The sequence below is a fragment of the Lentzea sp. CA-135723 genome, assembly GCF_050936595.1.
Taxonomy (GTDB): domain Bacteria; phylum Actinomycetota; class Actinomycetes; order Mycobacteriales; family Pseudonocardiaceae; genus Lentzea.
Window position 1 is genome coordinate 7,464,576 of the sequence record NZ_JBNJMK010000001.1, and the last position, 26,954, is coordinate 7,491,529.

Below are 26,954 nucleotides of genomic sequence, written 5' to 3' on the forward strand. Positions count from 1 at the left end.
ATTGCGGAAAATAGAGGCGCGAGGGGTCGTCCGTCATGAGCTCAGCCCCTGACGAGGAACTGATATTCAAGCTGCTCGGCCCGATCGAGGTAATCGGCGCCGTGGAGCAGGTGCAGGTGCCGCCGGGGCGTCAGCTGACGATCCTGGGCGCGTTGCTGCTCGAGGCGAACCGCGTCGTCAGCATGGACCAGTTGATCGACCTCGTCTGGGAGCACACCCCGCCGTCGACCGCGCGAGCGCAGATCCAGATCTGCGTGTCCGCGCTCCGGCGGGAGTTCTCGAGGGTCGACGTCGACGCGCAGATCGAGACCCGTCAGCCCGGCTACCTGCTGAGAGTCGCCGCGGACAAGATCGACACCTTCCTCTTCGAACGCCGCGTCGCCGACTCCGACACCGCCGTCCGGCAAGGCCGCATGGACGAGGCTTCCGCGGTGCTGCGCGCCGCACTCGCGCTGTGGCGCGGTCCCGCGCTGGGAGGCGCGGGGGCGACGTTGCAGAACAAAGCGCTGCGCCTCGACGAGAAACGCCTGTCGGTGTTGGAGAACTGCATCGACATCGAGTTGTTGCTGGGCCGGCATCACGCTCTTGTGGGTGAATTGCAGAGCATGGTCACTGAACACCCACTGCGTGAACGGCCACGCGGACAGCTCATGCTCGCGCTCTACCGCTCCGGCCGGCAGTCGGAGGCGCTCGACGTTTACCGCACCGGCCGCGACCTGTTCATCGAGCACCTCGGTCTCGAACCGAGTGACCAACTGCGCAAGCTCGAGACCGCGATCCTGACCGACGACGAGGTGCTGCGCCTCGACCAGGAGAAGTCCGCACCGGTCACCGTGCAGAACGTCGTGTCACCGCACCAGCTCCCGGCCACCATCTCGGACTTCATCGGCCGCCAGGACGTCGTGGCGCGCGCTGAGAGCGTTCTCACCGGCGACCGCCTGACGATGCCGGTGGTGAACATCTCCGGCAAGGCGGGCATCGGCAAGAGCGCTCTCGCGGTGCACGTGGCCCATCGCGTCGCGGCCGAGACCTACCCGGACGGCCAGCTGTACTGCGACCTCCGCGGCACGCAGGCCCAACCGGCCACGCCGGCCGAGGTTCTCGGCCGATTCCTGTCCGCTTTGGGCGCCGTGGGCTCGACTTTGCCCGACAGCGTGGACGAACGGGCGGACATGTACCGCAGCATGCTCGCCAGCCGGCGCGTGCTGGTCGTCCTCGACGACGCGGGCAGCGAGTCCCAGGTGCACCAACTGCTTCCGGGCTCGCCCACGTGCGGTGTCGTCGTCACGAGCCGTACGCGGTTGACGGGTCTTGCCGGATCTCATTTGGTGGACGTCGACTTCATGGCGTCCGATGACGCTCTGGAGTTGTTGGGGCGCATCATCGGCACGCAGCGCCTGCAGAGCGAACCGGTCGCCGCGGCCGCGCTGGTGGACGTCGTGGGAGGGCTCCCACTGGCGTTGCGGATCATCGGCGCGCGCCTCGCCGCCCGCCCGCACTGGACGCTCGCCTCGATGGTCGGCCGCCTCGCCGACGAGAGGTACCGCCTCGACGAGCTCGTGCACGGCGACATGGTCGTGCGCGCCAGCCTCTCGCTGACCTACGACGGCCTGGAGCCGGACACGTGCCGGGTCATGCGGCTGATGTCGTTGCTGGAGGCGGAGAGCCTGCCGGTCTGGACGGCCTCCGCGCTCACGAACGACGACCGCCACCGCGGCTTCGACCTGCTGGAGCGCCTGGTCGACGCGCAGCTGCTGGACGTCGTCGGCAGCGACGTCACGGGCCTGCCGCGCTACCGCTTCCACGACCTGATCCGCCTGTACGCCAAGGAACAGCTCGCGGTGCACGAGGCTCCGGCAGTGCAGCTGGCGTCCGTCGAACGCGTCGCCGGCGGCTGGCTCGCCATGGCCGAGCAGGCGCACCAGCAGCTCTACGGCGGTGACTTCACGGTCCTGCACGGCTCGGGCCAACGCTGGCAACCGAGCGCGTCGTACGTCGACAAGGTGTTGCAGGACCCGTTGGGCTGGCTGGAGAGCGAACGCCAGAACATCTGCGCCGCCGTCCTGCAGGCCGCCGACGCCGGCCTGGACGAGCTGGCGTGGGACCTCGCGATGTCGCTCGTGACGTTGTTCGAGACCCGCAGCTACCTCGACGACTGGCAGCACACCCACGAACGCGCGCTCGACGCCGTGCGCAAGGCGGGCAACAAGCGCGGCACCGCGGCCCTGCTCTGCTCGCTGGGATCGCTGCACCACAGCCAGCGCCGCATGGACGCGTCCCGCGCCGCGCTCGAACCGGCGCTGGAGCTCTTCACCGAGCTGGACGACACCCACGGCCTCGCACTCGTCCGCCGCAACCTCGGCCTCCTCGAGTACAACGAGGGCCGGCCGGAGCTCGCGTTGCGGATCTTCGAGCAGTCGCTCACCGGCTTCAAGCGCGTCGGCGACGTCGTGGGCCAGGCCTACGTGGTCTCCCAGCTCGCCCAGCTGTCGCTCGACCGGGGCGACCACGAGCTCGCTGTCGGTCAACTGCGCGGTGCGCTGGCGATGTGCCGGGAGATCTCCAGCCCGCGCGTCGAGGCCCAGGTGCTGTACCGGCTCGGCAGCGCGATGCTCGTGCAGGGCCGCTACGAGCAGGCGCAGCAGCTCATCACGTCGGTGCTCGGCATGGTGCAGCGCTCCGGCGACACCGTGGGGGAGAGTTACGCGCTGCACTCGCTGGGCCTGATCCACGGCCGCATGCGCATGTTCGCCGAGGCCGGACGGCTGCTGCGGCGCGCGATCCGGCTGTGCGAGGAGAACCTCGACCGGGTCGGGGCCGCGCGCATCCGCCTCGACCTCGCGCAGCTCGTGTCGCAGCGCGGGGAGACGTTCCACGCGATCGCCATCGTGGAGCAGGCGATGATGACGTTCCAGGAGCTGCGGCTCGAGCTGTGGGAGCGCAAGGCGCTGGCGGTGCTGGAGAAGATCACGATCGAGAACCCGCTGCCCGCCGCCGTCACGTCCAACGGCGGCGCGCGGTAGCGGTCAGGAGGTCGGCGTCAGCGAGTCGGCCATCTTCTGCAGCTCTGACTCCTTGGGCAGCGGCGGGTTGGCGCCGCCACCGCCGCCCTCCAGGTCGCCGTTCACGACGAGCACGTGCAGCTTGTTGCTGCCGTTGAGGACGACGACCTTGACCATGCCCTTGCTCGCCAGGCACTTGTTGCCGGTCTGCGTGATGGTGGCGTCGACCTGCACGCCCTCGACGACGACCTTCGCGCCGTCCTTCTGGGTGTGCTGGATCTTCACCGGCTTGGGCTCGGTGGTCGTCACCTTCGGGTCGACGCCCGACGAGTAGAACTGGGTGGCGACGGCCTTGGTGAAGTCGGTGGCGGTCTTGTTGATGTCGCTCTTGGGGAGCAGCGTGCCGCCGTTGGTGCCTTTGGTGTACTGCTTGCCCTCGCAGGTGTAGTCGCCGTAGGTGGTGACGCCGGACAGCGAGATGCCCTCGAAGCCCTCCACCGGGATCTTGGCGTCCGCGATGACGTCCCAGTTCTTCGGGACGACGTAGTTGTAGCCGAGCGCGGTCTCCACGCACTGCTGGCCGTCGGCCTTGGCGCAGGCGCTGTCGGGCGCCTGCGAGGTGGTGCCGGCCGGCGCGGACGTCGAGGGCTGCGCCGTGCTGCCGCCGTCGCCTCGGGACAGTGCGAACCAGGTGATGCCGCCGCCGAGGAGCACCACCAGGACCACGACGCCGACCACGAGCCACAGCGTCTTCTTGCCCTTGTTCGGGGGCTCGTCGCCGAAGCCGCCGTACACGCCGAGGCCGCTGTACCCGCCGCCGTAACCCTGCTGCGGGAAGCCGCCCTGCTGGGGGAAACCGCCGGTCTGCGGGTAGCCGCCGGTCTGGTAGCCGCCGCTGCCGTAGTCGCCCTGCTGCTGGCCGCCGGTCTGGTAGCCACCGCTCTGGTGGTCACCCTGTTGCTGCCGGCCCCAGCCCTGCTGGTCGTTCCAGCCGCCCTGTCCGCCGCCACCTGGGTAAGTCACGGGGGAACGGTACCTGGTGGGTCTGACAGGGGCTTAATTCATCACTCGTTGACTTCGGGCGCGTCGCGGGCGTACCGTCCTGACCTAATTCAACGAGTGATGAACTTTGGAGGCCGATGATGCGCACCGCGCTGGTCACCGCCGTCGCAGGCGCGGTGGTGGCGTTTCTCCTGGGACTGCTGACGTTCGGCGTGCAGGCCACCGTGCACCCGCACGACGTCCCGCTCGCCGTGGTGGCGCCTCCGCCGATCGCGCAGAAGGTCGCGCAGGCCGACTCCGCGGAGGTCCAGCTCAAGGTCGTCGACGCGGACGAGGCCAGGAAGCTCCTGCAGGACAAGGAGGTCTACGGCGTGCTGGAGATCGTTCCCGGTCAGGCGACGATCCGGCTCAACCCCGCCGTCAACCCGTCCGGCACGCAGGTCGCGCAGCAGGTGCTGACCGGCGTCGCGCAGGGTGCGGGGCTGCAGGTGTCGGTCGAGGCGCCGGCCGTGTCCGCAGCCGAACGGACCGCGCCGCTCGCCGCGTCCGCGCTGCTGTGGGTCGGCGGCATGGTCGCCGGGCTGCTCTTCGTGGTGCTGAAGGGCCGGCGCCTGCGGTGGCTGTCGGCACTCACGACGGCCGTGCTCGTCACCGGCTCGACCGTCGGACTGCTGGCGTGGTGGGGTGTCACGTTCGACGCGACCGCGCTCGCCTTCATGCTCGCCGTCGCCGTGTCGTTCGCGCTGCTGCAGGCCGGGCTCTTCCGGCACCTCGGCATCCGCGCGATGGGGATCCTCGGCGTGCTCTACCTGATGGCGCCGGCCGTCGCGGGCCAGGTGCCCGAGCTGCTCAACCCGGCCTACCGCGCGGTGCTGTGGTCGTGGACGCCGTTCCGCTTCTCGACGGAAGGCCTGCGCAGCCTCATGTACGACGGGTCCATCAGCACCGAGTGGTGGGTGTTCGGCGGTATCGCGCTCGTCGGGCTCGTGTTGTTGCTAGCCGGCGAGAAAGCTCAGACGGACCGTGCGGACGGGGTTGTCGACGTTGGTGTCGACCAGGCAGATGGACTGCCACGTGCCGAGCGTCAGCACACCGCCTAGCACGGGGATCGTCGCGTAAGGCGGCACGAGCGCGGGCATCACGTGGTCACGACCGTGGCCAGGAGTGCCGTGCCTGTGCCGCCACTTCACGTCGCGCGGCAGGATCCGTTCCAATGCGGTCAGCAGGTCGTCGTCGCTGCCCGCGCCCGTCTCGATGATGGCGACGCCCGCGGTCGCGTGGGGCACCCACACGTGCAGCAGGCCGTCGCCGTCCTCGCCGTCGAGGAACCGCTGGCAGTCCCGCGTGAGGTCGTGGACCACCTCGTCGGAACCGGTGCGGATCTGGATCTCCTCGCTGCGCATGACCTCAGATCTTACGAACGACCCGTGCGGGGTTGCCGACCGCGAGCACGTGAGCAGGCAGATCGCGCGTCACGACACTGCCCGCGCCCACGACCGTGTTGTTGCCGATCGTCACACCGGGACACACGATGACGCCGCCGCCGAACCACACCTTGTCGCCGATGACGATCGGTGCGGTCGTTTCCCACCCCTCGATCCGTGCGTCGTGATCCTCGATGGGGTGCAACGCGGTCAGCAACTGCACGTTGGGGCCCATCATCACGTGATCGCCGATGGTCACCGGACCGCAGTCGAGGATGACGCCGCCGTAGTTCATGAAGCTGTTCGCGCCGACACGGGTGTTGTAGCCGTACTCGATCTGCAGGCGCTGCATGAACGTCGTGTTCTCGCCGATCTCCGCCACGAACCCCTTGAGGATCGCGTACATGCCGTCGAGGTCCTCGGGGTCGTGCGCGTTGAACCGCGCCATCTCGCGCCAGCCGCGGCGCCGGTCCGCGTCGAGCTCGGGATCAGCCGGGAGGTAGCGCTCGCCGTTGATCATCTTCTCGCGGTTGGTTCCCATAGCGCTTCAGTATCGTCGCGGCATGCGCGTGCTCTTCGCCAGCATGGCCACGGTCGGCCACACGTTCCCGATGATCCCGTTAGCGCTCGCACTGCGCGATGCCGGCCACGAGGTGCATTTCGCCGTGGGCGACGACATGCACAACGAGTTGGATCGGCTGGGGTTGAAGCCTTTCCGTCCTGGGATGGTGTTCGGGGAGATCTACGCCGAGGACATCGCGCCGGAGCTCGAACGGGTGCTGCCCGACCTCGTGATCAGCGGCTGGGCGGTGCCGGAGGTGTTCGCCGAGGCACGGCGGAGGGCGTTTCCCGTGCTGTGGCACGGGTTCGGGCGGATGTTCGCGGACGGCATCGGGCTCGCGCGGCCGGCCGCGGGGCGGCACCTCGACATCTGCCCGCCCTCGTTGCAGGACAAGGACTTCGTGCAGGACCGCCTGCTGCTGCGGCCCGTTGCGCACCAGATGCCCGGTGAGATGCCGCGGCGCACGCACGAGAAGCTGATCTACCTCACGCTTGGGAGCGTGTTCGGCACACGGGACGCGTTGCTGCCCGCCATCGCAGGGCTTGCCCGGCTTGACGCGCAGGTCGTCGTCGCTGCACCCAAAGCGTGCCTCACGCACGTGCCGCCGAACGTGACCGTGCACCAGTGGTTGCCGCAGGTCGAGGTCATCAGGCAGGCGGACCTCGTCGTGCATCACGGCGGTAGCGGCACGATGCTCGCGGCACTGGCCGAGGGGGTCCCTCAGGTCGTGTTGCCGCAGGGGGCGGACCAGACCGGCAACGCCCATGCGCTCGTGGCGTCGGGTGCGGCGGTGTGGCCTGAAGCGGTGAGTGCCGACGCGATCGCGGAGAGCGCACGGCTGGTGCTGGGCGACGGCGCGTTCGGAGAAGCCGCAGGTCAGGTGGCCCGGGAGATACGTCACATGCCGTCGCCGGAGGAAGTTGCGGACAGGCTGGCGGAGGTTGTGTAACACTGTTTTTTATGAAGGCAAGCCGCCTGCGCTTCGGGATGAACCTGTGGCCGCCGTTCCTGTTCGCCGGTATCCGCGTCGAGGAGATCTCGGCGGACTACCGGTATGCGCGCGTGCGGATGCGTCTGCGTCCGTGGAACCGCAACTTCTTCGGCACCCACTTCGGCGGCTCGCTGTTCGCGATGACCGACCCGTTCTGGGTGTTGCTGCTGTTCAACCAGCTGAGCGGCGAGCACGTCGTGTGGGACCAGGCCGGTGAGATCGAGTTCGTCGCTCCCGGCCGCGGCACGGTCTACGCCGAGTTCCGGCTGACCGACGAGCACGTCGCGCAGGTGCTGGAGCAGACCAGCGGTGGCGAGAAGGCGTTGATCTGGTTCGAGACGGACGTCGTCGGGCAGGATGGGGCCGTGATCGCACGGGTGAAGAAGCAGGTCTACGCGCGGCGCAAGCGCGACAAGCAGCTCGCGCATGCGTGAGGCCTTCGGAGCGGTTTTCGACGTTCAGGACGGTTACCTGAACACGGCGTCCATCGGGGTGCCGCCGCGGCACGTCGCGGACGCGGTCGCGGCGTCGCACGAACGGTGGCGGCGCGGCGAGGACACGTCGTCCACGTTCAACGAGGCCGTGGAGACCTCGCGTGCGGCGTTCGGGCGGCTGGTCGGGGTGCCCGAGACGTCGGTCGCCTGTGGAGCCACGGTGTCCCAGTTCGTCTCGCTCGTGGCCCAGTCGCTGCCCGCCGGGGCGAAGGTCTTCGTCGGCGCCGGCGAGTTCACCAGCGTCTCCCTGCCGTTCGTCGCGGCGGGACACGCCGTCGTGTCCACTGTGGACGAGTGCGATCTCGTCGCGGTGAGCGTGGTGCAGAGCGCGGACGGCGCGATCGCCGACCTCGAAACGCTGCGGGCGTCCGGAAAGCCGGTGCTGCTCGACGTGTCGCAGGCCGCCCGGTGGATGCCGTTGTCGTTGGCGTGGGCCGATTTCGTCGTCGGCGTCGCCTACAAGTGGCTGATGGCACCGCGCGGCGCGGCCTGGATGGCGGTCCGGCCGGACCGCGCGGACTCGCTGAAGCCGTTGGCGGCCAACTGGTACAGCACCGGCGAGAACTACGGGACCGAGCTGGTGCTCCGTTCGGACGCACGCCGGTTCGACCTCTCGCCGACCTGGTTCTCCCACGTGGGCGCCGCGGTCGCGCTCCCATGGCTGGCCACTGTGGACCTCGAAGCCGTCCGCGCGCACTGCGTCGGCCTGACGGATCGGCTTCTCACCGGTCTGGGCCTGCCGCCGAACGGCTCGGCGATCGTCTCAGTCGCCGGACCACCCGTCCAAGGAGTGGTTTCGTCGGTTCGCGCAGGTCGCACACGGTATGCGTGCCACCTGTACAACACGATCGAGGACGTTGATCGGGTGCTCGAAGCGCTTGCATGACCGCCGTCCGTTACCGTGGGTCCTTGTGTCGGAACCACGCCAGTCACCTGAAGAGGTGACCCAGAACCTGCCTCGCTTCCCACCGAGGCCCACCGACACCGCGCCGTTGTACCCGGCCGACGAGCTCGTGAAGCTCCAGTCGATCATGGACAACCGCCAGCAGGGGCAGCACGTGCCCCCGCAGCCGCCGCCCGCCCGGCGCAGGTCGACCTGGGTGGGCAAGGGGCTGGCGCTGCTCGGTGTCGCAGTGGTGTCCGGGTTCGTGTGGTGGGTGTTGCAGCCGTCGGACCCCATCGACCAGCAGGTCGGGCAACCGCAGAAGACCGCGGGGGAGTTCGAGTTCACCACCGTGCCGGAGCTGCCGGAACCGGTGAAGGACAGCGACTGCGCCGCCCACGCGACGGGCCAGACGCAGGCGTTCTTCAAGACCACGCCGTGCCTCCAGCTGACGAGGGCCTTCTACACGGTCACGCTGCCGGACGGCCGCACCGTCTACTCGTCGGTGTCCGTGGTCAAGATGAAGAGCACCGAGGAGGCCAGGGCGCTGCGCGAGCTGACCCAGAAGGACGGCACCGGCAACGTCAAGGACCTGGTGCTGGACAAGGCCATCGCCGTGCCGTCGCTCACCACGCTGGGCAACGGCGGGTACGCCTCCGAGCAGCGCGAGCAGACGGTCGTGATCGTCGAGTCGGACTCGCCCTCCAAGGGCACCGACGCGATCGCGCACAACAGGGAGATGAAGAAGGTCTCCAACGACGCTATAAGGCTCGCGACGTCGTTCGCCGGCTAGCGGTCCGGGGCCCGCTGTTCAGGCGGGCCGCCGGGCGGACAGGGCAGGCCCGCCTCGACAGCGGGCCTCCACTTTCTCAGCCCGAGGCGACGCCGGGCAGCGTGATGGACGCCGGGGCCGTGCCCGCCGCCTTGCGCCACCGGGTGGCCCGCACGGCCGCCGTCGTCAGCGCCTCCAGTGCCGACGTCCGCAGCCCCGGCTCGTCGGTCCGCTCCAGCACCCCGCGCCACGCGGCGCACGTGTCCTGCTCGGCCGCGACCAGCGCCGCGAGCGCCGACGGGCCGTCCGACACGGGCGCGGGCGGCAGGTACGCGGCGGCGGGCGGGTTCGGGACGGCGCCGCGGTCGCGCAGCCAGCGTTCGGTGGTGTCCCTGCGGGCCCGGTGCAGGTTCGCGCCCTCGGCGACGGCCGCCGCCTGAGCGTCCAGGAACGCCGACACCATGCCGTAGGTCCACAACGCCGCGTGCTCGGTGCCGAGCGCGGTCTGGACGGAGTCGACGCTCATCCGAGCACCTCCCGCAACGAGGCGCAGCCCGCCGCCACCGAACCGACCATGCCCGCCCGGTACGCCGGCAGCGACGCGACGACCGCGGAGGCCTCGCGCACGGCCTCGTCCAGCGCCGTCCGCAGGGCCGCCAGCGGGTCGGGGGGCGTGGGAGGCGTCGTGGGGGCGGGCGGGGCGGTGGAGGACAGCGGCGGGCGTTCGCGGTCCACCTCGGCCTGCAGCAGGGAGGCGTGGGTCTCGCGGGCCTTCGCGATCTCGGCCGCGGCGGGCACCGTCGTCAGCGTCTGCGCCAGCTTCGCGTCCGCACGGGCCTGCGCCGCGAGGGCCGAGAGCGGGTCCGGCGGAGGCGGTGGCGGAGGTTCTGTGGTGCACGCAACGGCGAGCGGTGCGGCGGCCACCGCGAGCAGCACACGGCGGCGGCTGACCGATTCGGAGATCACGCGAACCCATATTGCCAGCAGCCGTGCGGGTCGGTGGGAGCCGGGCGAAGGAGATAGTCTGGTCGTCCACGGCCGCCGGATTCAGCGTCGGCCGGGGTTTTCATGCGTTCGAACTGAAGGAGACACCACGTGTCCAGCCCGCCGCGCGGAGAGCTTTCCGCGCAGCTAGCACCCGTTGTGCGGGAAGCGCTCGAAGCCGCGGGCTTCGACCTCGACGCGCTCGACGTGAATCAGGCTGGGCGCCGCCGTCTGGTCAAGGTCGTCGTGGACGGTGAGGACGGCATCGGGCTCGACGAGGTCGCCGAGGCGAGCCGCGTGGTCTCCGCCGCGCTCGACGAGCACGACCACATCATCAACGGGCCGTACACCCTCGAGGTCACCTCGCCGGGTGTCGACCGCCCCCTGACGCGCCCGCGCCACTGGAAGCGCGCTCACCTGCGTCTCGTGAAGGTCAAGCAGCCGGAGCAGGCCGAGTGGTTCGGCCGGGTCGGCGAGTGCGACGAGACCGGGGTCGAGCTGCTGCACAAGGACGAGCTGCGACGCGTGGAGTACCGCCACATCGAACGCGCGGTCATGGAGATCGAGTTCAAGCAGCCGCCGGTCGAGGAACTGGCTCGGCTCACTCGGAAAGCACCGAAGGAGGAGCCGAGGTGAACGTCGACATCGCCGCCCTGAGGGCGATCGAACGTGAAAAGGACATCCCCTTCGAGACGGTCCTGGAGGCGATCGAGTCAGCACTGCTGACCGCCTACAAGCACACCGAAGGGCACGCCACGCACTCGCGCGTGGAGATCGACCGCAAGACCGGCGTCGTGCGCGTGCTCGCGCAGGACCTGGGTCCGGACGGTGCGGTCCAGGAGGAGTGGGACGACACTCCGGAGGGCTTCGGCAGGATCGCGGCCACGACGGCGCGCCAGGTCATCCTGCAGCGCCTGCGCGACGCCGAGCACGAGCGCACCTTCGGCGAGTTCGCCGCCAAGGAGGGCGAGATCATCGCGGGAGTCGTCCAGCGCGACGCCCGCGCGAACGCCCGCGGCATGGTCGTCGTCCAGGTGGGCGACACCGAGGGCGTGCTGCCGCCGGCCGAGCAGGTGCCGGGCGAGCAGTACAACCACGGCGAGCGCATCAAGTGCTACGTCGTGAGCGTCTCGCGGGGCGCGCGCGGCCCGCAGATCGCCCTGTCCCGGACGCACCCGAACCTCGTGCGGCGGCTGTTCGCCCTCGAGGTCCCGGAGATCGCGGACGGCACCGTGGAGATCCCCGCGGTGGCACGTGAGGCAGGTCACCGTTCCAAGATCGCGGTGAAATCAACGGTTGCCGGAGTGAACGCCAAGGGCGCCTGCATCGGCCCCATGGGAGCCCGTGTGCGCAACGTCATGCACGAGCTCGGTGGCGAGAAGATCGACATCATCGACCACTCGGACGACCCGGCCACTTTCGTCGGGAATGCTTTGTCACCAGCGAAGGTTGTGTCGGTGCGGGTGCTCGACGAGCGCGCCAAGACCGCTCGCGTCGTGGTGCCCGACTTCCAGCTCTCGCTGGCGATCGGCAAGGAGGGCCAGAACGCCCGCCTGGCCGCCCGTCTGACGGGCTGGCGCATCGACATCCGCAGCGATGCGGAGGCTCCGGCCGCCGGTGCGGTCACATCCGGTTCGGCTGAATGAGCTCCAGGGGATAGAATTATCAACGGTTCAGCGTCAGGCTCGGTTTCCCAGCACATCGGCCCTGTTCGTACGTGCATCGGATGCCGCACCCGGACGCTGCCGTCTGAGCTGCTGCGTGTGGTCGCGGTGGACGGTTCGGTGGTTCCGGACGTCCGTCGGCGACTTCCTGGTCGGGGTGCTTGGTTGCATTTCGATCTCGAATGTCTCCGCAACGCCGAGCGGCGACGGGCGTTCTCACGGGCCCTCCGGGTCCAGGGAGCACTCGACGTCGCTTCGCTGCGCGAGCACGTGGAGCAGCAAGGGAAATTGGTCGTGGGACAGCCCCAGGGCCGAGAAGCAACGAGGAAGCAGGTCGACCCGTCATGAGTCAGCCGTGAAGCTGAAGACATGAACGCGCGACGTTAAGACGAGGTCGATGGGACTTGCCCGCCGGCCTCACGACCAAGGAGAGCAGTGGCAGGCAAGGCCCGCGTGCACGAGCTCGCGAAAGAGCTCGGTGTATCGAGCAAGGAAATTCTGAACAAGCTCGCCGAACAGGGTGAGTACGTCAAGACCGCGTCGTCCACCGTCGAGGCCCCCGTGGCCCGGCGGCTTCGTGACGCCTACGAAGCCAAGTCCTCGAAGCCGGCTCCCAAGCCGTCCGCTCCGAAGCCGAAGGCTCCCGCTCCCGCCGCACCGTCCGCTCCCGCGGGCGCCACGCCGGCGGCTACCGACAACAAGCCCGCAGGACCCAAGGCCATGCCCGGCCCGCGTCCGGCGGCTCCGGGTCCGCGCCCGCCCGCACCGAAGCCCGCTCCGGCAGCTCCTGCCGCGCAGGCCCCGGCTCCGGCGGCGCCCGCACCCCAGCAGCAGGCCCCGGCCGCTCCCGCGGCTCCGGCCGCGCAGGCTCCGGCGGCCCCGAAGGCTGCCCCGGCTCCCGGCGTGAAGCCGGGTGGCGGTCCGCGTCCGGGCCCGCGCCCGGCTCCGCAGCAGCAGCCGCAGTCCCAGCCCCAGCAGCCGCAGGCTCCCGCCGCGGCCGCCGGTGGTCAGCAGTCCCCGTCCGTGGTCCCGCCGCGCCCGCAGTCTCCCAAGCCTGCCGGCCCGCGCGCCCCGCGTCCGGGCAACAACCCCTTCGGCGTCGGTGGCGGCAACGCTCCCTCGCCGCGTCCCGGACCCCGTCCTGGCCCGCGTCCCGAGCAGGGCGGCGACCGCCCCGCCGGTGGCCCGAAGCCCGGCGACCCGCGTCCGGCGAACCCCCGTCCCGGTGGTGCGCCCGGTCAGGGTGGTCCGCGTCCGGCCGCCGCTCAGGGTGGCGGTCGTCCCGGCCCCGGCCAGGGCGGTCCTCGCCCGGCTCCCGGTCAGGGCGGTCCCCGTCCCAACCCGGGCAACATGCCCCCGCGGCCGAACCCCGGCATGATGCCGGGCCGTCCGGCCGGTAACCGTCCTGGTCCCGGCGGTGGCGGCGGTGGCCGTCCCGGTGGTGGCGGTGGCGGCGGTCGTCCCGGTGGGGGCGGCGGCGGTGGCGGCTTCCGCGGCGGCGGTGGCGGCGGCGGAGGCGGTGGCTTCCGCGGCGGTGGCGGCGGTGGCGGTGGCGGTGGCTTCCGTCCCGGTGGCGGCGGTGGCGGAGGCGGCGGCTTCCGTCCCGGCGGTGGTGGCGGTGCCGGTGGCGGCGCCCCGGCCGGTGGTGGCGGCGGTTTCCGCGGTCGTCCCGGTGGCGGTGGCGGCGGTGCTGGTCGCGGCGGTACCGCGGGTGCCTTCGGTCGTCCGGGTGGTCCGGCGCGTCGTGGACGCAAGTCCAAGCGGCAGAAGCGCCAGGAGTACATGGACAACATGCAGGCGCCTTCGGTCGGTGGCGTCCGCCTGCCCAAGGGCAGTGGCGAGACGATCCGCCTGCCGCGCGGTGCCTCGCTGACCGACTTCGCCGACAAGATCAACGCCAACCCGGCGTCGCTCGTGCAGGTGCTCTTCCACCTGGGCGAGATGGTCACGGCGACCCAGTCGGTGTCCGACGAGATCCTGGAGCTGCTCGGCTCCGAGATGAACTACGTCGTGCAGGTCGTGTCCCCCGAGGAGGAGGACCGCGAGCTGCTCGAGACGTTCGACATCACCTACGGCGAGGACGCCGGCGACGAGGACGACCTGCAGGTTCGTCCGCCGGTCGTCACCGTCATGGGTCACGTCGACCACGGTAAGACGCGACTCCTCGACACCATCCGCAAGGCGAAGGTGCACGAGGGCGAGGCCGGTGGCATCACCCAGCACATCGGTGCCTACCAGGTGGAGACCGAGCTCGAGGGCAACCCGCGGCTCATCACCTTCATCGACACCCCCGGTCACGAGGCGTTCACCGCCATGCGTGCCCGTGGTGCGAACGCGACCGACATCGCGGTCATCGTCGTCGCCGCTGACGACGGCGTGATGCCGCAGACGGTCGAGGCGATCAACCACGCGCAGGCCGCTCAGGCGCCGATCGTGGTCGCGGTCAACAAGATCGACAAGGAAGGCGCCAACCCGGCCAAGATCCGTCAGCAGCTGACGGAGTACGGCCTGGTCGCCGAGGAGTACGGCGGCGACACGATGTTCGTCGACATCTCCGCGAAGCAGGGCATCAACATCGACAGCCTCCTCGAGGCCATCCTGTTGACCGCCGACGCGTCGCTGGACCTCCGGGCGAACCCGTCCATGGAGGCCCAGGGTGTCGCGATCGAGGCGCACCTCGACCGCGGTCGCGGTCCGGTCGCCACGGTGCTGGTCCAGCGAGGCACGCTCCGCGTCGGCGACTCGATCGTCGCGGGCGACGCCTACGGCCGCGTCCGCCGCATGGTGGACGAGCACGGCGAGGACGTGCACGACGCGACCCCGTCGCGTCCGGTGCAGGTCATCGGTCTGACGTCGGTGCCGCGCGCTGGTGACTCGTTCCTCGTCGTCGACGAGGACCGCGTCGCCAGGCAGATCGCCGAACGTCGCCAGGCCCGCACTCGCAACGCGCAGAACGCCGCCAAGCGCAAGCGCGTCAGCCTCGAGGACCTGGACGCCGCGCTCAAGGAAACCAGCCAGCTCACCTTGATCATCAAGGGTGACAACTCGGGTACCGTCGAGGCCCTCGAGGACGCGCTCATGAAGATCGAGGTCGGCGACGACGTCGAACTGCGCGTGGTCCACCGCGGTGTCGGTGGCATCACCGAAGGCGACATCAACCTCGCCGTGGCCTCCTCCGCCATCGTCCTGGGCTTCAACGTCCGGGCCGAGGGCAAGGCGACCGAGCTCGCGAACCGCGAGGGCATCGACGTCCGCTACTACACGGTCATCTACCAGGCGATCGACGAGATCGAGGCGGCCCTCAAGGGTCTCCTCAAGCCGGAGTACGAAGAGGTCCAGCTCGGCCGCGCCGAGATCCGCGACGTCTTCAAGTCCTCCAAGGTCGGCACGATCGCGGGTTGCATGGTCCTGTCGGGCGAGATCCGCCGCAACGCCAGGGCGCGCCTCCTCCGTGACGGCAAGGTGATCGCGGAGAACCTCCCGATCAGCTCGCTCAAGCGGTTCAAGGACGACGCCACCGAGGTCCGCGAAGGTTTCGAGTGTGGTCTCACGCTCGGCAACTACAGCGACCTCAAGCTGGAAGACATCATCGAGACCTACGAGATGCGCGAGAAGCCGCGCGCCTAGTCGGTCGATGAGGGGGTGCGGAGCCGCTTTAACCGGTGGCTTCGCACCCCTTTCTTCTGGAGGATCAAGCCCATGTACGTGGGGGCTCTGGAACTGGACTTGCTTTTGGGCGACGTCCACTCGCTGAAGGAGAAGCGCTCCGTGGTGCGGCCCGTCGTGGCCGAACTGCGTCGCCGCTTCGAAGTCGCCGCCGCCGAAGCCGGTCATCAGGACCTGCACCGGCGCGCGTTGATCGGTGTGGCCGCGGTGGCCGCCGACTTGGAGCACGTCAGGGACGTTCTCGCCAGCTGTGAGAGGCTGGTCGCCGGACGGCCCGAACTGGAACTGCTCTCCGCCCGGACGCGTCTCGTCGGGCCGGAGGACGACTAGGAAGGGGAGGCTCGTGGCCGACACGGCACGTGCCCGCAAGCTCGCCAAGCGGATCTCGCAGATCGTCGCTTCGGCTCTGGAGCACGAGGTCAAGGACCCGCGTCTGGCGCGCGTCACCATCACCGACACCAAGGTGACCGGCGACCTGCACGACGCGACCGTGTACTACACCGTCCTGGGTGAACGGCTCGACACCGAGCCCGACTTCGCCGGGGCGGCTGCGGCGTTGGAGAAGGCCAAGGGTGTGCTGCGGTCCCTGGTGGGGGCGCAGACCGGGGTTCGGTTCACGCCGACGTTGACGTTCATGACGGACACCGTTCCGGACGCGGCTCGGAAGATGGACGAGCTGCTGGCCAAGGCTCAGGCTGCTGACGCTGAGGTGGCTCGGATCGCGGCCGGGGCTTCTCCTGCTGGGGAGGCCGATCCTTACAAGGCGCCGCGTGAGGACGAGGACGAGGACTGACGGTCTTCTGTGGACTGTTTCTGGGGCGGGCGCGGTGTGCGTCCGCCCTTTGGTTTGTCGGGGGGGTCGGTCGCGTTCGTGGGGTCTGTGAGCGGGCCCCGCTCAGCCTCCGCCGGCCCTCGTTGCCGCCGGAATCGGATGGAAACTGTCTTGTCCGAGGGTGCCGTACCGCACTTCGGGACCGTTAGCGGCTAACGTCTCCCTGTGGCAGACGACCTGAGCACCACCATTGCCGAGGCCGCGCGGTTGCTGGCCGGCGCCCGTGATGTGACCCTGCTTAGTCACATCAACCCTGACGCTGACACGCTCGGGAGTGCTTTGGCGGTGGGTCTTGCGCTGCAGCGGCGCGGGGTGGTGGTGCGGGTCGCCTTCGGTGAGCCCGAGGGTGTGCCGGAGAGTCTGAAGGCGTTGGACACCGACGGGCTGTTGGTGCACCGGGACGAGGTGCCGCTCGAGCCCGAGATGCTGGTGGTCATGGACACCGGCAGTTTGCAGCGGCTCGGGCCGTTGCAGGACCGGGTCGCGCGGTGTCGTGGGCCGGTGATCGTTGTGGACCATCATGTGTCCAACACCCGGTACGGGACGTTGCACTGCATTGATGAGCACGCCGAGGCCACGGCGCTGATCGCGCTCAAGTTGCTGGACGAGATGGGTGTCGAGGTCGACGAGCCGATCGCGCGGTGCATTTACGCGGGGCTCGTCACGGACACCGGTGGTTTTCGGAAGGCCGGGCCTGAGGCGCACAAGACGGCCGCGCGTCTGCTTGAGACCGGGGTGGACGCTTATGCCGTCACACGGCCGTTGATGGACGCGCATCCCTTTGCGTATCTCGGGATGTTGTCTCGGGTGCTGGCCAAGGCCGAGCTCGACCGGGCCGCTGCCGGTGGGTTGGGGCTGGCGCACGCCGTGGTGGGTCTTGAGGACGCTCGTGGGGTGCGGAGCGAGGAGGTGGAGAGCGTGATCGACGTCGTGCGCTCTGCCTCCGAGGCCGAGGTCGCGGCCGTGTTGAAGGAGCTCCGGCCTGGGTACTGGTCCGTGTCGCTGCGGGCCGTGAGCCGGGTCGACGTTCGTGAGGTGGCGCAGGTGCTCGGAGGTGGTGGACATCGGCTGGCGGCCGGGTTCACCTTCGACGGGGCCGCGGAGCAGGTCGTTGCCGCGCTGAAGGGCGCGTTGGAGCGGGTGGGGTCATGACACGGACAGGAAGCCCGCGGCTGCTGCGGGAGATCAACGACCGGGCCGCCATCGAGACGTTGTTGCGCACCGGCGCGATGACTCGGGCCGAGCTGGAGGAGGTCATCGGGCTGTCGAAGCCCGCGACCGCCCAGTTGCTGGCGCGGCTCGAAGAGGACGGCATGGTCGTCCGCACCGGGCTGCGTGGTGGTGGGCGCGGGCCGCGGGCGCAGATGTGGGCCGTCAACGGCGGTGTGGGGCACGTGGCGGCGGTGGCGTTGACGCCCGAGCTGATCGACGTGGCCATCGCGGACATCACCGGGTCGTTGCTGGCCGAGCACAGCTCGCCGATGCCCAAGGAGAACACGCTCCAGGTCTTCCGGGAGACGGTGCAGAAGGCGGCGGCGCTGGCCGGGCTGAGCCTCGACGCGTTGTCGCACGTCGTCGTCGGCACGCCCGGTGCGGTGGACCCCTCGACCGGGCACCTCGGGTTCGCGCCGCACCTGCCGGGGCTCGTGGACGTCGACCTGCCGTCGACGTTGCGGGAGCTGCTCGGGACGTCGGTGTCGATCGAGAACGACATCAACCTGGCCGCGCTGGAGGAGATGAGCTCCGGCCGTGCGATCGGGGTGCGCAACTTCGTGCTGTTCTGGCCCGCCGACGAGATCGGGTCGGCGGTCGTGGTCAACGGCACGCTGCTGCGCGGCGTCACGGGCGGTGCGGGCGAGATCGACTCGATGCAGGTGCCCGGTGGCCGGTACGGCGACCAGGTCGACAGCGAGGCGATCGTGGAACTCGCCGCCGCGCACGGCATCAACGAGGCCTCCGGGCTGGAGGCCGTCGCGCACGCGTTGAACGCGGGCACCGAGGGCAGGCAGTTCCTGACGGTGCTGGCGCATCGGATAGCGCTGGGCCTCGCGAACGTCGTGTGCGTGCTCGACCCGGAGCTCGTGCTGCTGTCCGGGCAGGTCGCGCACGCGGGCGGCGAGACGTTGTGCGACCTGGTGGCCGCGGAGCTGCTGAAGCTCGTCGTGCCGCGGACGCCGGTGTCGCTCGCGCAGATCACCGCGAACCCGGTGCGCTCGGGCGCGTTGCACTCGGCGCTCGCCGTGGCGCGCGAGCAGGTGTTCGGGTTGCCCCAACGGTCGTGAGTGGCCGCCGTCACCGGACGGAAGAGCTTCGCAAAGCTTAGGTTCTTCGGGTGGAGGATCGCGTTCCCGCTCGGCGGGTGATCGGACTGGCGGTACCCGCACTGGGGGTGCTGGCGGCCGAGCCGTTGTACGTGCTGGTGGACACGGCGGTCGTGGGGCACCTCGGTGCGTTGCCGCTCGCCGGGCTCGCGCTCGGCGGTGTGCTGCTCACGCAGGTGTCCACGCAGCTGACGTTCCTGTCGTACGGCACAACGGCGCGCACGGCCCGGTTGCACGGTGCCGGACGGCGTCAGGAGGCCGTCGAGGAGGGCGTGCAGGCGACGTGGCTCGCGTTGGCCGCCGGTGTGCTCGTGGTGCTGCTCGGGCAGATCTTCGCGCGGCCGCTGGCGGAGCTGCTCGCGGGCAACGGCGCCGTGGCGGACGCGGCGGTGGAGTGGGTGCGCATCGCGTTGTTCGGTGCGCCGTTCATCCTCGTCACGATGGCCGGCAACGGGTGGATGCGCGGTGTTCAGGACACCAAACGACCTTTGAAGTACATCTTGATAGGCAACGGCATCAGCGCCGTGCTCTGTCCCGCGCTCGTTTACGGCGCTGGGTGGGGACTTGAGGGCTCGGCGATCGCGAACGTCGTGGCGCAGCTGCTTTCCGCCGGGTTGTTCTTCAAGGCGTTGTTCGCTGAGAAGGTGTCGTTGAAGCCGCATTGGACGGCCATGCGCGCGCAGCTCGGCATGGGACGTGACTTGGTGTTGCGCAGCCTTGCGTTCCAGGCGTGCTTCATCAGTGCGGCGTCCGTGGCGGCACGGTCGTCCGTCGCGGCGTTGGGCGCGCATCAGGTCGTGTTGCAGTTGTGGACGTTCCTCGCACTAGTGCTCGACTCGTTGGCCATCGCGGCGCAGTCGTTGGTGGGTGCGGCTCTGGGGGCGTCGAAGCGGCGGCAGGCCGAGAGGCTCGCCTGGCAGGTCACGCGGTACGGGCTGGTGTTCGGCATCGGGCTCGGGATCGTGTTCGCGGCGCTGATCACCGTGCTGCCGCGGGCGTTCACGACGGACGCCGGGGTGCTCGCCGAGATCCCCAACGCGTGGTGGTTCTTCGTTGCGCTGCAACCGATCGCGGGCGTGGTGTTCGCGTTGGACGGGGTGCTGCTCGGCGCCGGTGACGTGAAGTTCATGCGCACGGCGACGCTCGGCTCGGCGGTGATCGGGTTCCTGCCGCTGGTGTGGGCCTCGTACGCGTTCGGGTGGGGGCTCGCCGGGATCTGGACGGGACTCTCCGCGTTCATGGTGCTGCGGCTCGTAGCCGTCGTGTGGCGCACACGGTCGGGGGAGTGGGCCGTAGAGGGCGCGGTCCGCTAGCTCGCGTGTGAGCAGGCACACCGGCGGTGAGCCCCGAACGGGCGCTGTGTCCGACCTCACGGCATGAAATCGTTACCAAGAAGGTTGTTTAGGCGATGTAACTAATGTCTGCCCACCTCTGACCTGGGAGAGTGCCGCCTTGCCGCCGGTCGATCGCGCCACCCGAACGTCGTGGCTGATCTGGACCACCGCCGTCTTCGTCTACTTCGCCGCCCTGTTCCACCGGACCACGCTCGGCGTGGCCGGACTGGAGGCGAGCGAACGCTTCGGGCTCGGACCCGCTCAGCTCGGTGTGTTCACCGTGCTGCAGATCGGTGTCTACGCCCTCATGCAGATCCCCACCGGCCTGCTCGTCGACCGCTACGGGCCGCGCCGCGTCCTCACCGTCGCCGCGCTGCTCATGGGCACCGGCCAGCTCCTCTTCGCCGTCGCCGACTCCTACGCGCTGGGACTCACCGCGCGCGCCGTGCTCGGCATGGGTGACGCGATGACGTTCATCAGCGTGATCCGCCTCGTCGCGACGCACTTCCCGCCGCGCCAGTACTCGCTCGTCGTCGCCGTGACGGCCGCGATCGGCGGTGTCGGCAACCTCGTCGCCACGGTGCCGCTGACGCTCATGCTCGGCTCGATCGGGTGGACCTGGGCGTTCCTCATCGCTGGCGGTATCACGGCCGCGTACTCCGCCGTGGCGTTCCTGCGGGTGCGGGACGTGCCGACGGGCTTCACGGCGCCACGGCCGGAACCCGTGCCGTTGCGCAAGATCTGGCCGAAGGTGCGGCAGGCGTGGAGCGTGCCCGGCACCCGGCTCGGCTTCTGGGCGCACTTCAGCACGATGTCGACGCCCGCCGTGATCGGCCTGCTGTGGGGGTACCCGTACCTCGTGCAGGCGCAGGGCATGTCGCCGAACGCGGCGTCGTCGACGCTGGGCCTGCTCGTGATCGGCGCGATCGTGGCGAGCCCGATCATCGGCGGGCTGTTCTCGCGCAACCCGGAGTGGCGCATGCCGATCTCGGTCGGGTTCCTCGGGTTCGCGCTGGCCGGCTGGGCGGTCCTGCTGCTGTGGCCGGGCGGGCACGTGCCCACGCCGGTGATCGCGGTGGTGTTCCTGGTGCTGACCGTGGGCGGGCCGATCTCGGGCGTGGCGTTCGCGCTGGCCCGCGACTACAACCCGTCGCACCGGCAGTCCACGGCGAGCGGCCTGGTCAACGTCGGCGGCTTCCTCGCGGTGACGGTCTCGGCGCTCGGCATCGGCGTCGCGCTGGACCTGCTGGAGGGCGTGCTGGCGCCGGCCGCGGCGTTCCGCGTCGCGCTGAGCTTCCTCGTGCTGGTGCTCGTGTTCGGGGGCTGGCGGATGCTCGTGTGGTGGCGCCGGGCCCGTGCCGCGGTGTTCGAGGCGGAGGCGCGCGGCGAGATGGTGCCGGTGCAGATCCGGCGTCGTCGCTGGGACGCTCTGCGCGTCGCTTAAGCTTTTGCGCCGTGAAACCCTCTGTTGCGCCGGGCCTGGTCGTCGTCGACAAGCCGGACGGCATGACCTCGCACGACGTGGTGGCGCGGGTGCGCAGGATCCTCGGCACCCGCAAGGTCGGGCACGCCGGCACCCTCGACCCGATGGCGACCGGTGTGCTCGTGCTCGGCATCGAGCGCGCCACCAAGCTCCTCGGCCACCTCGCCCTGGACAGCAAGGCCTACCTCGCGACGATCGTGCTCGGCGCGTCCACCACCACGGACGACGCCGAGGGCGAGGTTCTGTCCACTGAGGACGCTTCCGGGGTGGCGGACGAGGCGATCACCGCCGAGATCGCGAAGCTGACCGGCCCGATCCAGCAGGTGCCGTCGTCCGTCTCCGCCGTGAAGATCGACGGCAAGCGCGCCTACGCCCGCGTGCGCGCCGGCGAAGAGGTCGAGATCCCCGCACGGCCCGTGACCGTCCATCGGTTCGACGTGCTGTTCTCCCGCCGTGAGGACAAGCAGGTGCTGCTGGACGTGATGGTCGAGTGCTCCTCCGGCACGTACGTGCGCGCGTTGGCCCGTGACCTCGGCGCCGCGCTGGGCGTCGGCGGGCACCTGGGCGCGTTGCGGCGCACCAGGGTCGGTCCGTTCGACCTGCGCGTGGCGAAGACCCTGGCGCAGCTGGAGGAGACGCCGGGCCTGTCGCTGGACCTGGACGCCGCCGTGGCCACCGCCTTCCCGCGCCGGGAGATCGACCCGGCCGAGGCGTCGGCGTTGTCGCACGGGCAGCGGCTGCGGGCGGGCGGGATCGACGGGACGTACGGGGTGTTCGGGCCGGACGGGCACGTGATCGCGCTGGCCAAGGACGAGGGCACCGCCTGCAAGCCCGTGGTGGTGCTGAGCCCGGCCGGCTGACGACACGCCGGAGCCCGCGCACGGGTTCGTGCCCGGGTTCTGCCCGGACGGACCGCCTGGCGAGGTGCGCGGGCGGTTCTCGTCGCCCTGGTCGTAGGCTGATCACCGTGCAACGCTGGCGCGGACTAGATCACCTTCCCGGCGGCTGGGGCCGCTGCGTCGTGACCATCGGCGTGTTCGACGGTGTCCACAAAGGCCATCAGGCCCTGATCGGGCGTGCCGTCGGGCTCGCGGGGCAGCGCGGCCTGCCGAGCGTGCTGATGACCTTCGACCCGCATCCGTCCGAGGTGGTGCGGCCGGGCAGTCACCCCGCGCAGCTCACCACGTTGCGGCGGCGGGCGGAGCTCGTCGAGGCGCTCGGGGTCGACCACTTCGTGGTGGTGCCGTTCAGCCTGGAGACCAGCCGGATGCCCGCCGACCAGTTCGTGCACGAGGTGCTGGTCGAGAAGCTGCACGCGGCGGCTGTCGTAGTGGGTGAGAACTTCACCTTCGGGCACAAGGCGTTGGGTAACGTCGCCCTGCTGCGCCAGCTCGGGCAGCGGTTCGGATTCGTGACCGAGGGGGCTGATCTGGTGTCCGCAGAAGAGGTGACGTACTCGTCCACGTACATCCGCGCGTGCATCGACGCGGGTGACGTGAAGGCGGCGGCCGAGGCGCTGGGGCGTCCGCACCGGCTCGAGGGGATCGTCGTCAAGGGCGACGGGCGGGGCAAGGACCTCGGGTTCCCGACGGCGAACCTGTCCACGCCGAAGTTCGCGGCCGTGCCGGCGGACGGCATCTACGCGTGCTGGTTCACCGACGCCAAGGGCAGGACCCTCAAGGCCGCCGTGTCGGTGGGCACCAACCCGACGTTCTCCGGCAAGGAACGCCGCGTCGAGGCGTTCGTGCTGGACGTGGACGAGGACTACTACGGGCAGCGGGTGTCCGTCGACTTCATCGAACGGCTGCGCGAGATGGAGAAGTACGACTCCGTCGAGGCGCTGCTCGAGCAGATGCACCGAGATGTCGACCGAACGAGGGAACTGTTGCACGAGTCGTGACCGTCAGATTGGGCGAAGCGGACGTCTGGGAGTCCGCGGCCTGGCAGGATGCGGGTCGGAGTGCTGGCTACTGGAGAGGCCAAGGTGGAGGACCACAAGATCGTTCAGCGCAACCTCGCCCTGCAACGGGAGTGGTACGGGGAGCCTCTGGGTGACCGGGTGCGCCGGTTGGTCGTGGCCTTCAACGTGTCCCAGGCGCAGCTCGCGGACGTGCTGGGGATCAGCGCACCCATGCTCAGCCAGGTGATGAGCGGCCGGCGCGCCAAGATCGGCAACCCGGCCGTGCTGGCCCGCCTGATCATGCTGGAGCGCAAGATCCTCACGCCGGACGTGGCGACGGGCGCGCCCGACGCGTTGCAACGCGCGCTCGACGAGGTGCGCGAGTCCAAGCCGACGGTGTCGCGCGACTCGCTGCCGGTCAACGGCGACGAGAGCGTCGCGTACCCGGTGCTGCGCCGCGTCGCCGACCGGGTGGAGCTCCAGCAGGCCGCCGATCTGCTCACCGAGGACTTCCCGGCGATCGCGGAGCTCTTCCGCCGCGCCATCCGGGCAGCGGGACCGCCGCGCTGACTCCCGCGGGCACCGGGAGTTCACGGCGAGTTAAATGAGTTGGCAAGGGTGCCGGGGCTTGAGCACAATTCTTCCCGTGCACCTGATGGTGCTCGTGAGCAGCGCCGACGGTGGGCCGCCATCCGTGGATCGGGTGGGGTTGCGCACGTCAGCGCGCCGCTGAGCGTCGTGCCTGATAGCCTTCGCAGTTGGGTCTGGCTGCGGTCCGTGGCGGCCAGTACCGGCTACCCCGGCCAGCAATTCGGCGGGCGTGGGGCCGCACGGACCTGAACAAGTAGGAGAAGTACCTAGTGGCACTGTCCACGGATCAGAAGAAGTCCATCCTCGGCGAGTACGGTCTGCACGACTCGGACACCGGCTCCACCGAGGCCCAGGTGGCCCTGCTGAGCAAGCGCATCGCCGACCTCACGGAGCACCTGAAGCAGCACAAGCACGACCACCACTCCCGCCGTGGTCTTCTGCTGATGGTCGGCCGTCGCCGCCGTCTGCTGAACTACCTGACCAAGGTGGACATCAACCGCTACCGCGCGCTGATCCAGCGCCTCGGTCTGCGCAGGTGATTTTCACCGAGGGGGAGTGACCGGCCGGTCACTCCCCCTCGGTGCACAACCGGGTGTATACAGATCCCTGGTTGCAAAGAGGAACGAAACACAGGACCCGCATCGCGCGAAGCAGTTTTCGCCGGTCCTCGGTAGTGGCCTCCTGGGTAGACGGCCCAGGAGACTTCGATCGAAGACCGGCCTCGTCAAGACGCGTGTGCGGTGTCCAAAAGACGAGGAGCAACAAGTAAATGACGGACATCGAGGTCCACGAGGCGACTGCCGTTATCGACAACGGCAAGTTCGGCTCGCGCTCCATCCGCTTCGAGACCGGGCGCCTCGCGCGTCAGGCCGCCGGCAGCGTGGTGGCGTACCTGGACGACGAGACCATGCTTCTTAGCGCCACGACGGCGTCGAAGCACCCCAAGGAGCACTTCGACTTCTTCCCCCTCACGGTGGACGTCGAGGAGCGCATGTACGCCGCGGGCCGCATCCCCGGCTCCTTCTTCCGGCGTGAGGGCCGTCCGAGCACGGACGCCATCCTCACCTGCCGCCTGATCGACCGTCCGCTGCGCCCGTCCTTCGTGGACGGTCTGCGCAACGAGATCCAGGTCGTCATCACCGTGATGAGCCTGAACCCGAAGGACCTGTACGACGTCGTGGCGATCAACGCCGCGTCCGCGTCGACGCAGCTCGCGGGTCTGCCGTTCTCCGGCCCGATCGGTGGCGTCCGCGTCGCTCTGATCGAGGGCCAGTGGGTCGCCTTCCCGACGCACGAGCAGCTCGAGAAGGCCGTGTTCGACATGGTCGTCGCGGGCCGCGTGGTCGACTCGGGTGACGTCGCGATCATGATGGTCGAGGCCGAGGCCACCGAGAACGTGATCGACCTGATCGGCGAGGGCGCCACCGCCCCCACCGAGGAGGTCGTGGCCGCGGGTCTCGAAGCCGCGAAGCCGTTCATCAAGGTCCTCTGCGAGGCCCAGGCGCAGCTCGCCCAGGTCGCCGCGAAGGAGACCGGCGAGTACCCGACGTACCCGGCCTACCAGGCCGACGCGTTCGACGCCGTCGAGGCGTCCGCGTCCGGTGAGCTCGCGCAGGCGCTGACCATCGCGGGCAAGGCCGAGCGCGAGTCCAAGCTGGACGAGGTCAAGGCCGCCACGCTGGAGAAGCTGGCCGAGCAGTTCGAGGGCCGCGAGAAGGAGATCGGCGCGGCGTTCCGCTCGCTGACCAAGAAGCTCGTGCGCCAGCGGATCCTGCGCGACAAGGTCCGCATCGACGGCCGCGGCCTCACGGACATCCGCGACCTCGGCGCCGAGGTGGCCATCATCCCGAGGACGCACGGCTCGGCGCTGTTCGAGCGCGGCGAGACCCAGATCCTGGGTGTCACCACGCTGAACATGCTGCGCATGGAGCAGCAGATCGACTCGCTGTCTCCCGAGACGCACAAGCGCTACCTGCACCACTACAACTTCCCGCCCTACTCGACCGGTGAGACCGGCCGCGTGGGTTCGCCGAAGCGCCGCGAGATCGGCCACGGCGCCCTGGCCGAGCGCGCTCTCATGCCGGTGCTCCCGAAGCGGGACGAGTTCCCGTACGCGATCCGCCAGGTGTCCGAGGCGCTGAGCTCCAACGGCTCCACGTCGATGGGCTCGGTCTGCGCGTCCACCCTGTCGCTGCTCAACGCGGGTGTCCCGCTGAAGGCGCCGGTCTCCGGCATCGCGATGGGTCTCGTCTCCGACGAGGTCGACGGTGAGACCCGCTACGTGGCGCTGACCGACATCCTCGGTGCCGAGGACGCGTTCGGCGACATGGACTTCAAGGTCGCGGGCACCAAGGAGTTCGTGACGGCGCTGCAGCTCGACACGAAGCTCGACGGCATCCCGTCCGAGGTGCTGGCGCAGGCGCTGGGCCAGGCCCGCGACGCGCGCTACACGATCCTCGAGGTCATGGCCGAGGCCATCTCCGACCCGGACGAGATGAGCGCCTTCGCTCCGCGCGTGACGTCGGTCAAGATCCCGACCGACAAGATCGGCGAGGTCATCGGCCCGAAGGGCAAGATGATCAACTCGATCACCGAGCAGACCGGTGCCGACATCTCCATCGAGGACGACGGCACGATCTACGTCGGTGCGGCGGACGGCCCCTCGGCCGAGGCCGCGATCGGCATGATCAACGCGATCGCGAACCCGCAGCTGCCGAAGGTCGGCGAGCGCTTCCTGGGCACCGTGGTGAAGACGGCCGCGTTCGGCGCGTTCGTCTCGCTGCTGCCCGGCAAGGACGGCCTCGTCCACATCTCGAAGCTGGGCAACGGCAAGCGCATCGCGAAGGTGGAGGACGTCGTCAAGGTCGGCGACAAGCTCCGCGTCGAGATCGCCGACATCGACCAGCGCGGCAAGATCAGCCTCGTCGTCGTGTCCGAAGAGGACGCGGCGAAGCCGGCTGACGCTCCCGTTGCCGAGGAAGCGCCTGCCGAGGCGGCTCCCGCGCAGTGAGTGCGACGGACAACAACGTGACGGCCGCGGGTGCATCCA

The 26,954-nt window shown here is 69.8% G+C and carries 26 protein-coding genes; 21 read left to right on the forward strand and 5 right to left on the reverse strand.

Going from position 1 to position 26,954, the window contains the following annotated elements; translation table 11 throughout:
• The first annotated feature begins 35 nt into the window (after positions 1–35).
• Positions 36–3,023, forward strand: a complete 2,988-nt coding sequence (locus ACQEU1_RS34995; RefSeq protein ID WP_433210840.1) for a BTAD domain-containing putative transcriptional regulator — start codon at positions 36–38, stop codon at positions 3,021–3,023.
• A gap of 3 nt (positions 3,024–3,026) precedes the next feature.
• Here the strand turns inward: ACQEU1_RS34995 and ACQEU1_RS35000 are convergent, their stop codons facing one another.
• On the reverse strand, positions 3,027–4,025 hold the full coding sequence (locus tag ACQEU1_RS35000) for a hypothetical protein (protein WP_433210842.1): 999 nt from the start codon (positions 4,023–4,025) through the stop codon (positions 3,027–3,029).
• Positions 4,026–4,141: 116 nt separating this feature from the next.
• Here ACQEU1_RS35000 and ACQEU1_RS35005 point away from each other — a divergent pair, with 116 nt between their 5' ends.
• Positions 4,142–5,104, forward strand: coding sequence for an ABC transporter permease (locus ACQEU1_RS35005; protein ID WP_433210844.1), 963 nt, complete (start codon positions 4,142–4,144; stop codon positions 5,102–5,104).
• Here the strand turns inward: ACQEU1_RS35005 and ACQEU1_RS35010 are convergent.
• Both ACQEU1_RS35010 and ACQEU1_RS35015 read right to left on the reverse strand, forming a co-directional pair.
• The gene (locus tag ACQEU1_RS35010; protein WP_433210846.1) at positions 5,000–5,407 is read right to left on the reverse strand and encodes a YjbQ family protein; all 408 of its coding nucleotides are present in this window, start codon (positions 5,405–5,407) and stop codon (positions 5,000–5,002) included. The genes ACQEU1_RS35005 and ACQEU1_RS35010 overlap by 105 nt on opposite strands.
• A 4-nt stretch (positions 5,408–5,411) precedes the next feature.
• On the reverse strand, positions 5,412–5,969 hold the full coding sequence (locus ACQEU1_RS35015) for a sugar O-acetyltransferase (RefSeq protein WP_433210848.1): 558 nt from the start codon (positions 5,967–5,969) through the stop codon (positions 5,412–5,414).
• Positions 5,970–5,991: 22 nt separating this feature from the next.
• Between ACQEU1_RS35015 and ACQEU1_RS35020 the strand changes: the two genes are divergently transcribed.
• Genes ACQEU1_RS35020 through ACQEU1_RS35035 form a run of 4 tightly spaced genes read left to right on the forward strand, consistent with a single transcriptional unit; the run spans position 5,992 to position 9,151 of the window.
• A complete protein-coding gene (locus ACQEU1_RS35020; protein ID WP_433210850.1) occupies positions 5,992–6,939 on the forward strand; it encodes a glycosyltransferase in 948 nt (315 codons plus the stop codon).
• 11 nt (positions 6,940–6,950) lie between these two features.
• Complete coding sequence (locus ACQEU1_RS35025; RefSeq protein WP_433210852.1) at positions 6,951–7,415, forward strand: DUF4442 domain-containing protein; 465 nt, start codon at positions 6,951–6,953, stop codon at positions 7,413–7,415.
• A complete protein-coding gene (locus ACQEU1_RS35030) occupies positions 7,408–8,361 on the forward strand; it encodes an aminotransferase class V-fold PLP-dependent enzyme (RefSeq protein WP_433210854.1) in 954 nt (317 codons plus the stop codon). The genes ACQEU1_RS35025 and ACQEU1_RS35030 overlap by 8 nt, the downstream gene beginning before the upstream one ends.
• Before the next feature lie 55 nt (positions 8,362–8,416).
• Positions 8,417–9,151, forward strand: a complete 735-nt coding sequence (locus tag ACQEU1_RS35035; protein WP_433210856.1) for a hypothetical protein — start codon at positions 8,417–8,419, stop codon at positions 9,149–9,151.
• Between the two features lie 76 nt (positions 9,152–9,227).
• Here the strand turns inward: ACQEU1_RS35035 and ACQEU1_RS35040 are convergent, their stop codons facing one another.
• Positions 9,228–9,656 (reverse strand): ferritin-like domain-containing protein, encoded by a 429-nt coding sequence (locus ACQEU1_RS35040; protein ID WP_433210858.1) that lies wholly within the window; start codon positions 9,654–9,656, stop codon positions 9,228–9,230.
• Positions 9,653–10,096 carry a hypothetical protein gene (locus tag ACQEU1_RS35045; protein WP_433210860.1) on the reverse strand — a complete coding sequence of 148 codons (444 nt, stop codon included), beginning with the start codon at positions 10,094–10,096 and terminating at the stop codon, positions 9,653–9,655. Before ACQEU1_RS35045 ends, ACQEU1_RS35040 begins: the two co-directional genes overlap by 4 nt.
• A 129-nt stretch (positions 10,097–10,225) precedes the next feature.
• On the opposite strand from ACQEU1_RS35045, the gene rimP reads away from it, so the two are divergent.
• The 15 genes from rimP to ACQEU1_RS35120 all read left to right on the forward strand — a co-directional run bounded on the left by rimP (position 10,226) and on the right by ACQEU1_RS35120 (position 26,915).
• Positions 10,226–10,750: a ribosome maturation factor RimP gene (gene rimP, locus ACQEU1_RS35050; protein ID WP_433210862.1), complete on the forward strand. Its 525-nt coding sequence runs from the start codon at positions 10,226–10,228 to the stop codon at positions 10,748–10,750.
• Positions 10,747–11,760 carry a transcription termination factor NusA gene (gene nusA / locus ACQEU1_RS35055; RefSeq protein ID WP_382440944.1) on the forward strand — a complete coding sequence of 338 codons (1,014 nt, stop codon included), beginning with the start codon at positions 10,747–10,749 and terminating at the stop codon, positions 11,758–11,760. Before rimP ends, nusA begins: the two co-directional genes overlap by 4 nt.
• A 126-nt stretch (positions 11,761–11,886) precedes the next feature.
• The gene (locus ACQEU1_RS35060; protein ID WP_433211974.1) at positions 11,887–12,126 is read left to right on the forward strand and encodes a YlxR family protein; all 240 of its coding nucleotides are present in this window, start codon (positions 11,887–11,889) and stop codon (positions 12,124–12,126) included.
• Positions 12,127–12,213: 87 nt separating this feature from the next.
• On the forward strand, positions 12,214–15,405 hold the full coding sequence (infB, locus tag ACQEU1_RS35065) for a translation initiation factor IF-2 (RefSeq protein ID WP_433210864.1): 3,192 nt from the start codon (positions 12,214–12,216) through the stop codon (positions 15,403–15,405).
• Positions 15,406–15,477: 72 nt separating this feature from the next.
• Positions 15,478–15,774 carry a DUF503 domain-containing protein gene (locus tag ACQEU1_RS35070; RefSeq protein WP_433210866.1) on the forward strand — a complete coding sequence of 99 codons (297 nt, stop codon included), beginning with the start codon at positions 15,478–15,480 and terminating at the stop codon, positions 15,772–15,774.
• A 13-nt stretch (positions 15,775–15,787) separates the two neighbouring features.
• On the forward strand, positions 15,788–16,237 hold the full coding sequence (gene rbfA / locus ACQEU1_RS35075) for a 30S ribosome-binding factor RbfA (protein ID WP_433210868.1): 450 nt from the start codon (positions 15,788–15,790) through the stop codon (positions 16,235–16,237).
• 204 nt (positions 16,238–16,441) lie between these two features.
• On the forward strand, positions 16,442–17,428 hold the full coding sequence (locus tag ACQEU1_RS35080) for a DHH family phosphoesterase (protein WP_433210870.1): 987 nt from the start codon (positions 16,442–16,444) through the stop codon (positions 17,426–17,428).
• The gene (locus ACQEU1_RS35085; RefSeq protein WP_433210872.1) at positions 17,425–18,558 is read left to right on the forward strand and encodes an ROK family protein; all 1,134 of its coding nucleotides are present in this window, start codon (positions 17,425–17,427) and stop codon (positions 18,556–18,558) included. Before ACQEU1_RS35080 ends, ACQEU1_RS35085 begins: the two co-directional genes overlap by 4 nt.
• 50 nt (positions 18,559–18,608) lie before the next feature.
• Positions 18,609–19,910, forward strand: a complete 1,302-nt coding sequence (locus ACQEU1_RS35090; RefSeq protein WP_433210874.1) for an MATE family efflux transporter — start codon at positions 18,609–18,611, stop codon at positions 19,908–19,910.
• A gap of 139 nt (positions 19,911–20,049) precedes the next feature.
• Positions 20,050–21,375, forward strand: coding sequence for an MFS transporter (locus ACQEU1_RS35095; RefSeq protein ID WP_433210876.1), 1,326 nt, complete (start codon positions 20,050–20,052; stop codon positions 21,373–21,375).
• Positions 21,376–21,386: 11 nt separating this feature from the next.
• Positions 21,387–22,274 (forward strand): tRNA pseudouridine(55) synthase TruB, encoded by an 888-nt coding sequence (truB, locus tag ACQEU1_RS35100; protein ID WP_433210878.1) that lies wholly within the window; start codon positions 21,387–21,389, stop codon positions 22,272–22,274.
• Positions 22,275–22,381: 107 nt separating this feature from the next.
• Positions 22,382–23,314 carry a bifunctional riboflavin kinase/FAD synthetase gene (locus ACQEU1_RS35105; protein WP_433210880.1) on the forward strand — a complete coding sequence of 311 codons (933 nt, stop codon included), beginning with the start codon at positions 22,382–22,384 and terminating at the stop codon, positions 23,312–23,314.
• An 84-nt stretch (positions 23,315–23,398) separates the two neighbouring features.
• Positions 23,399–23,884, forward strand: coding sequence for a helix-turn-helix domain-containing protein (locus ACQEU1_RS35110; protein ID WP_433211977.1), 486 nt, complete (start codon positions 23,399–23,401; stop codon positions 23,882–23,884).
• A gap of 290 nt (positions 23,885–24,174) precedes the next feature.
• Positions 24,175–24,444 (forward strand): 30S ribosomal protein S15, encoded by a 270-nt coding sequence (rpsO, locus tag ACQEU1_RS35115; RefSeq protein WP_045318466.1) that lies wholly within the window; start codon positions 24,175–24,177, stop codon positions 24,442–24,444.
• A gap of 230 nt (positions 24,445–24,674) precedes the next feature.
• The gene (locus tag ACQEU1_RS35120; protein ID WP_433210882.1) at positions 24,675–26,915 is read left to right on the forward strand and encodes a polyribonucleotide nucleotidyltransferase; all 2,241 of its coding nucleotides are present in this window, start codon (positions 24,675–24,677) and stop codon (positions 26,913–26,915) included.
• The last annotated feature ends 39 nt before the right edge of the window (positions 26,916–26,954 follow it).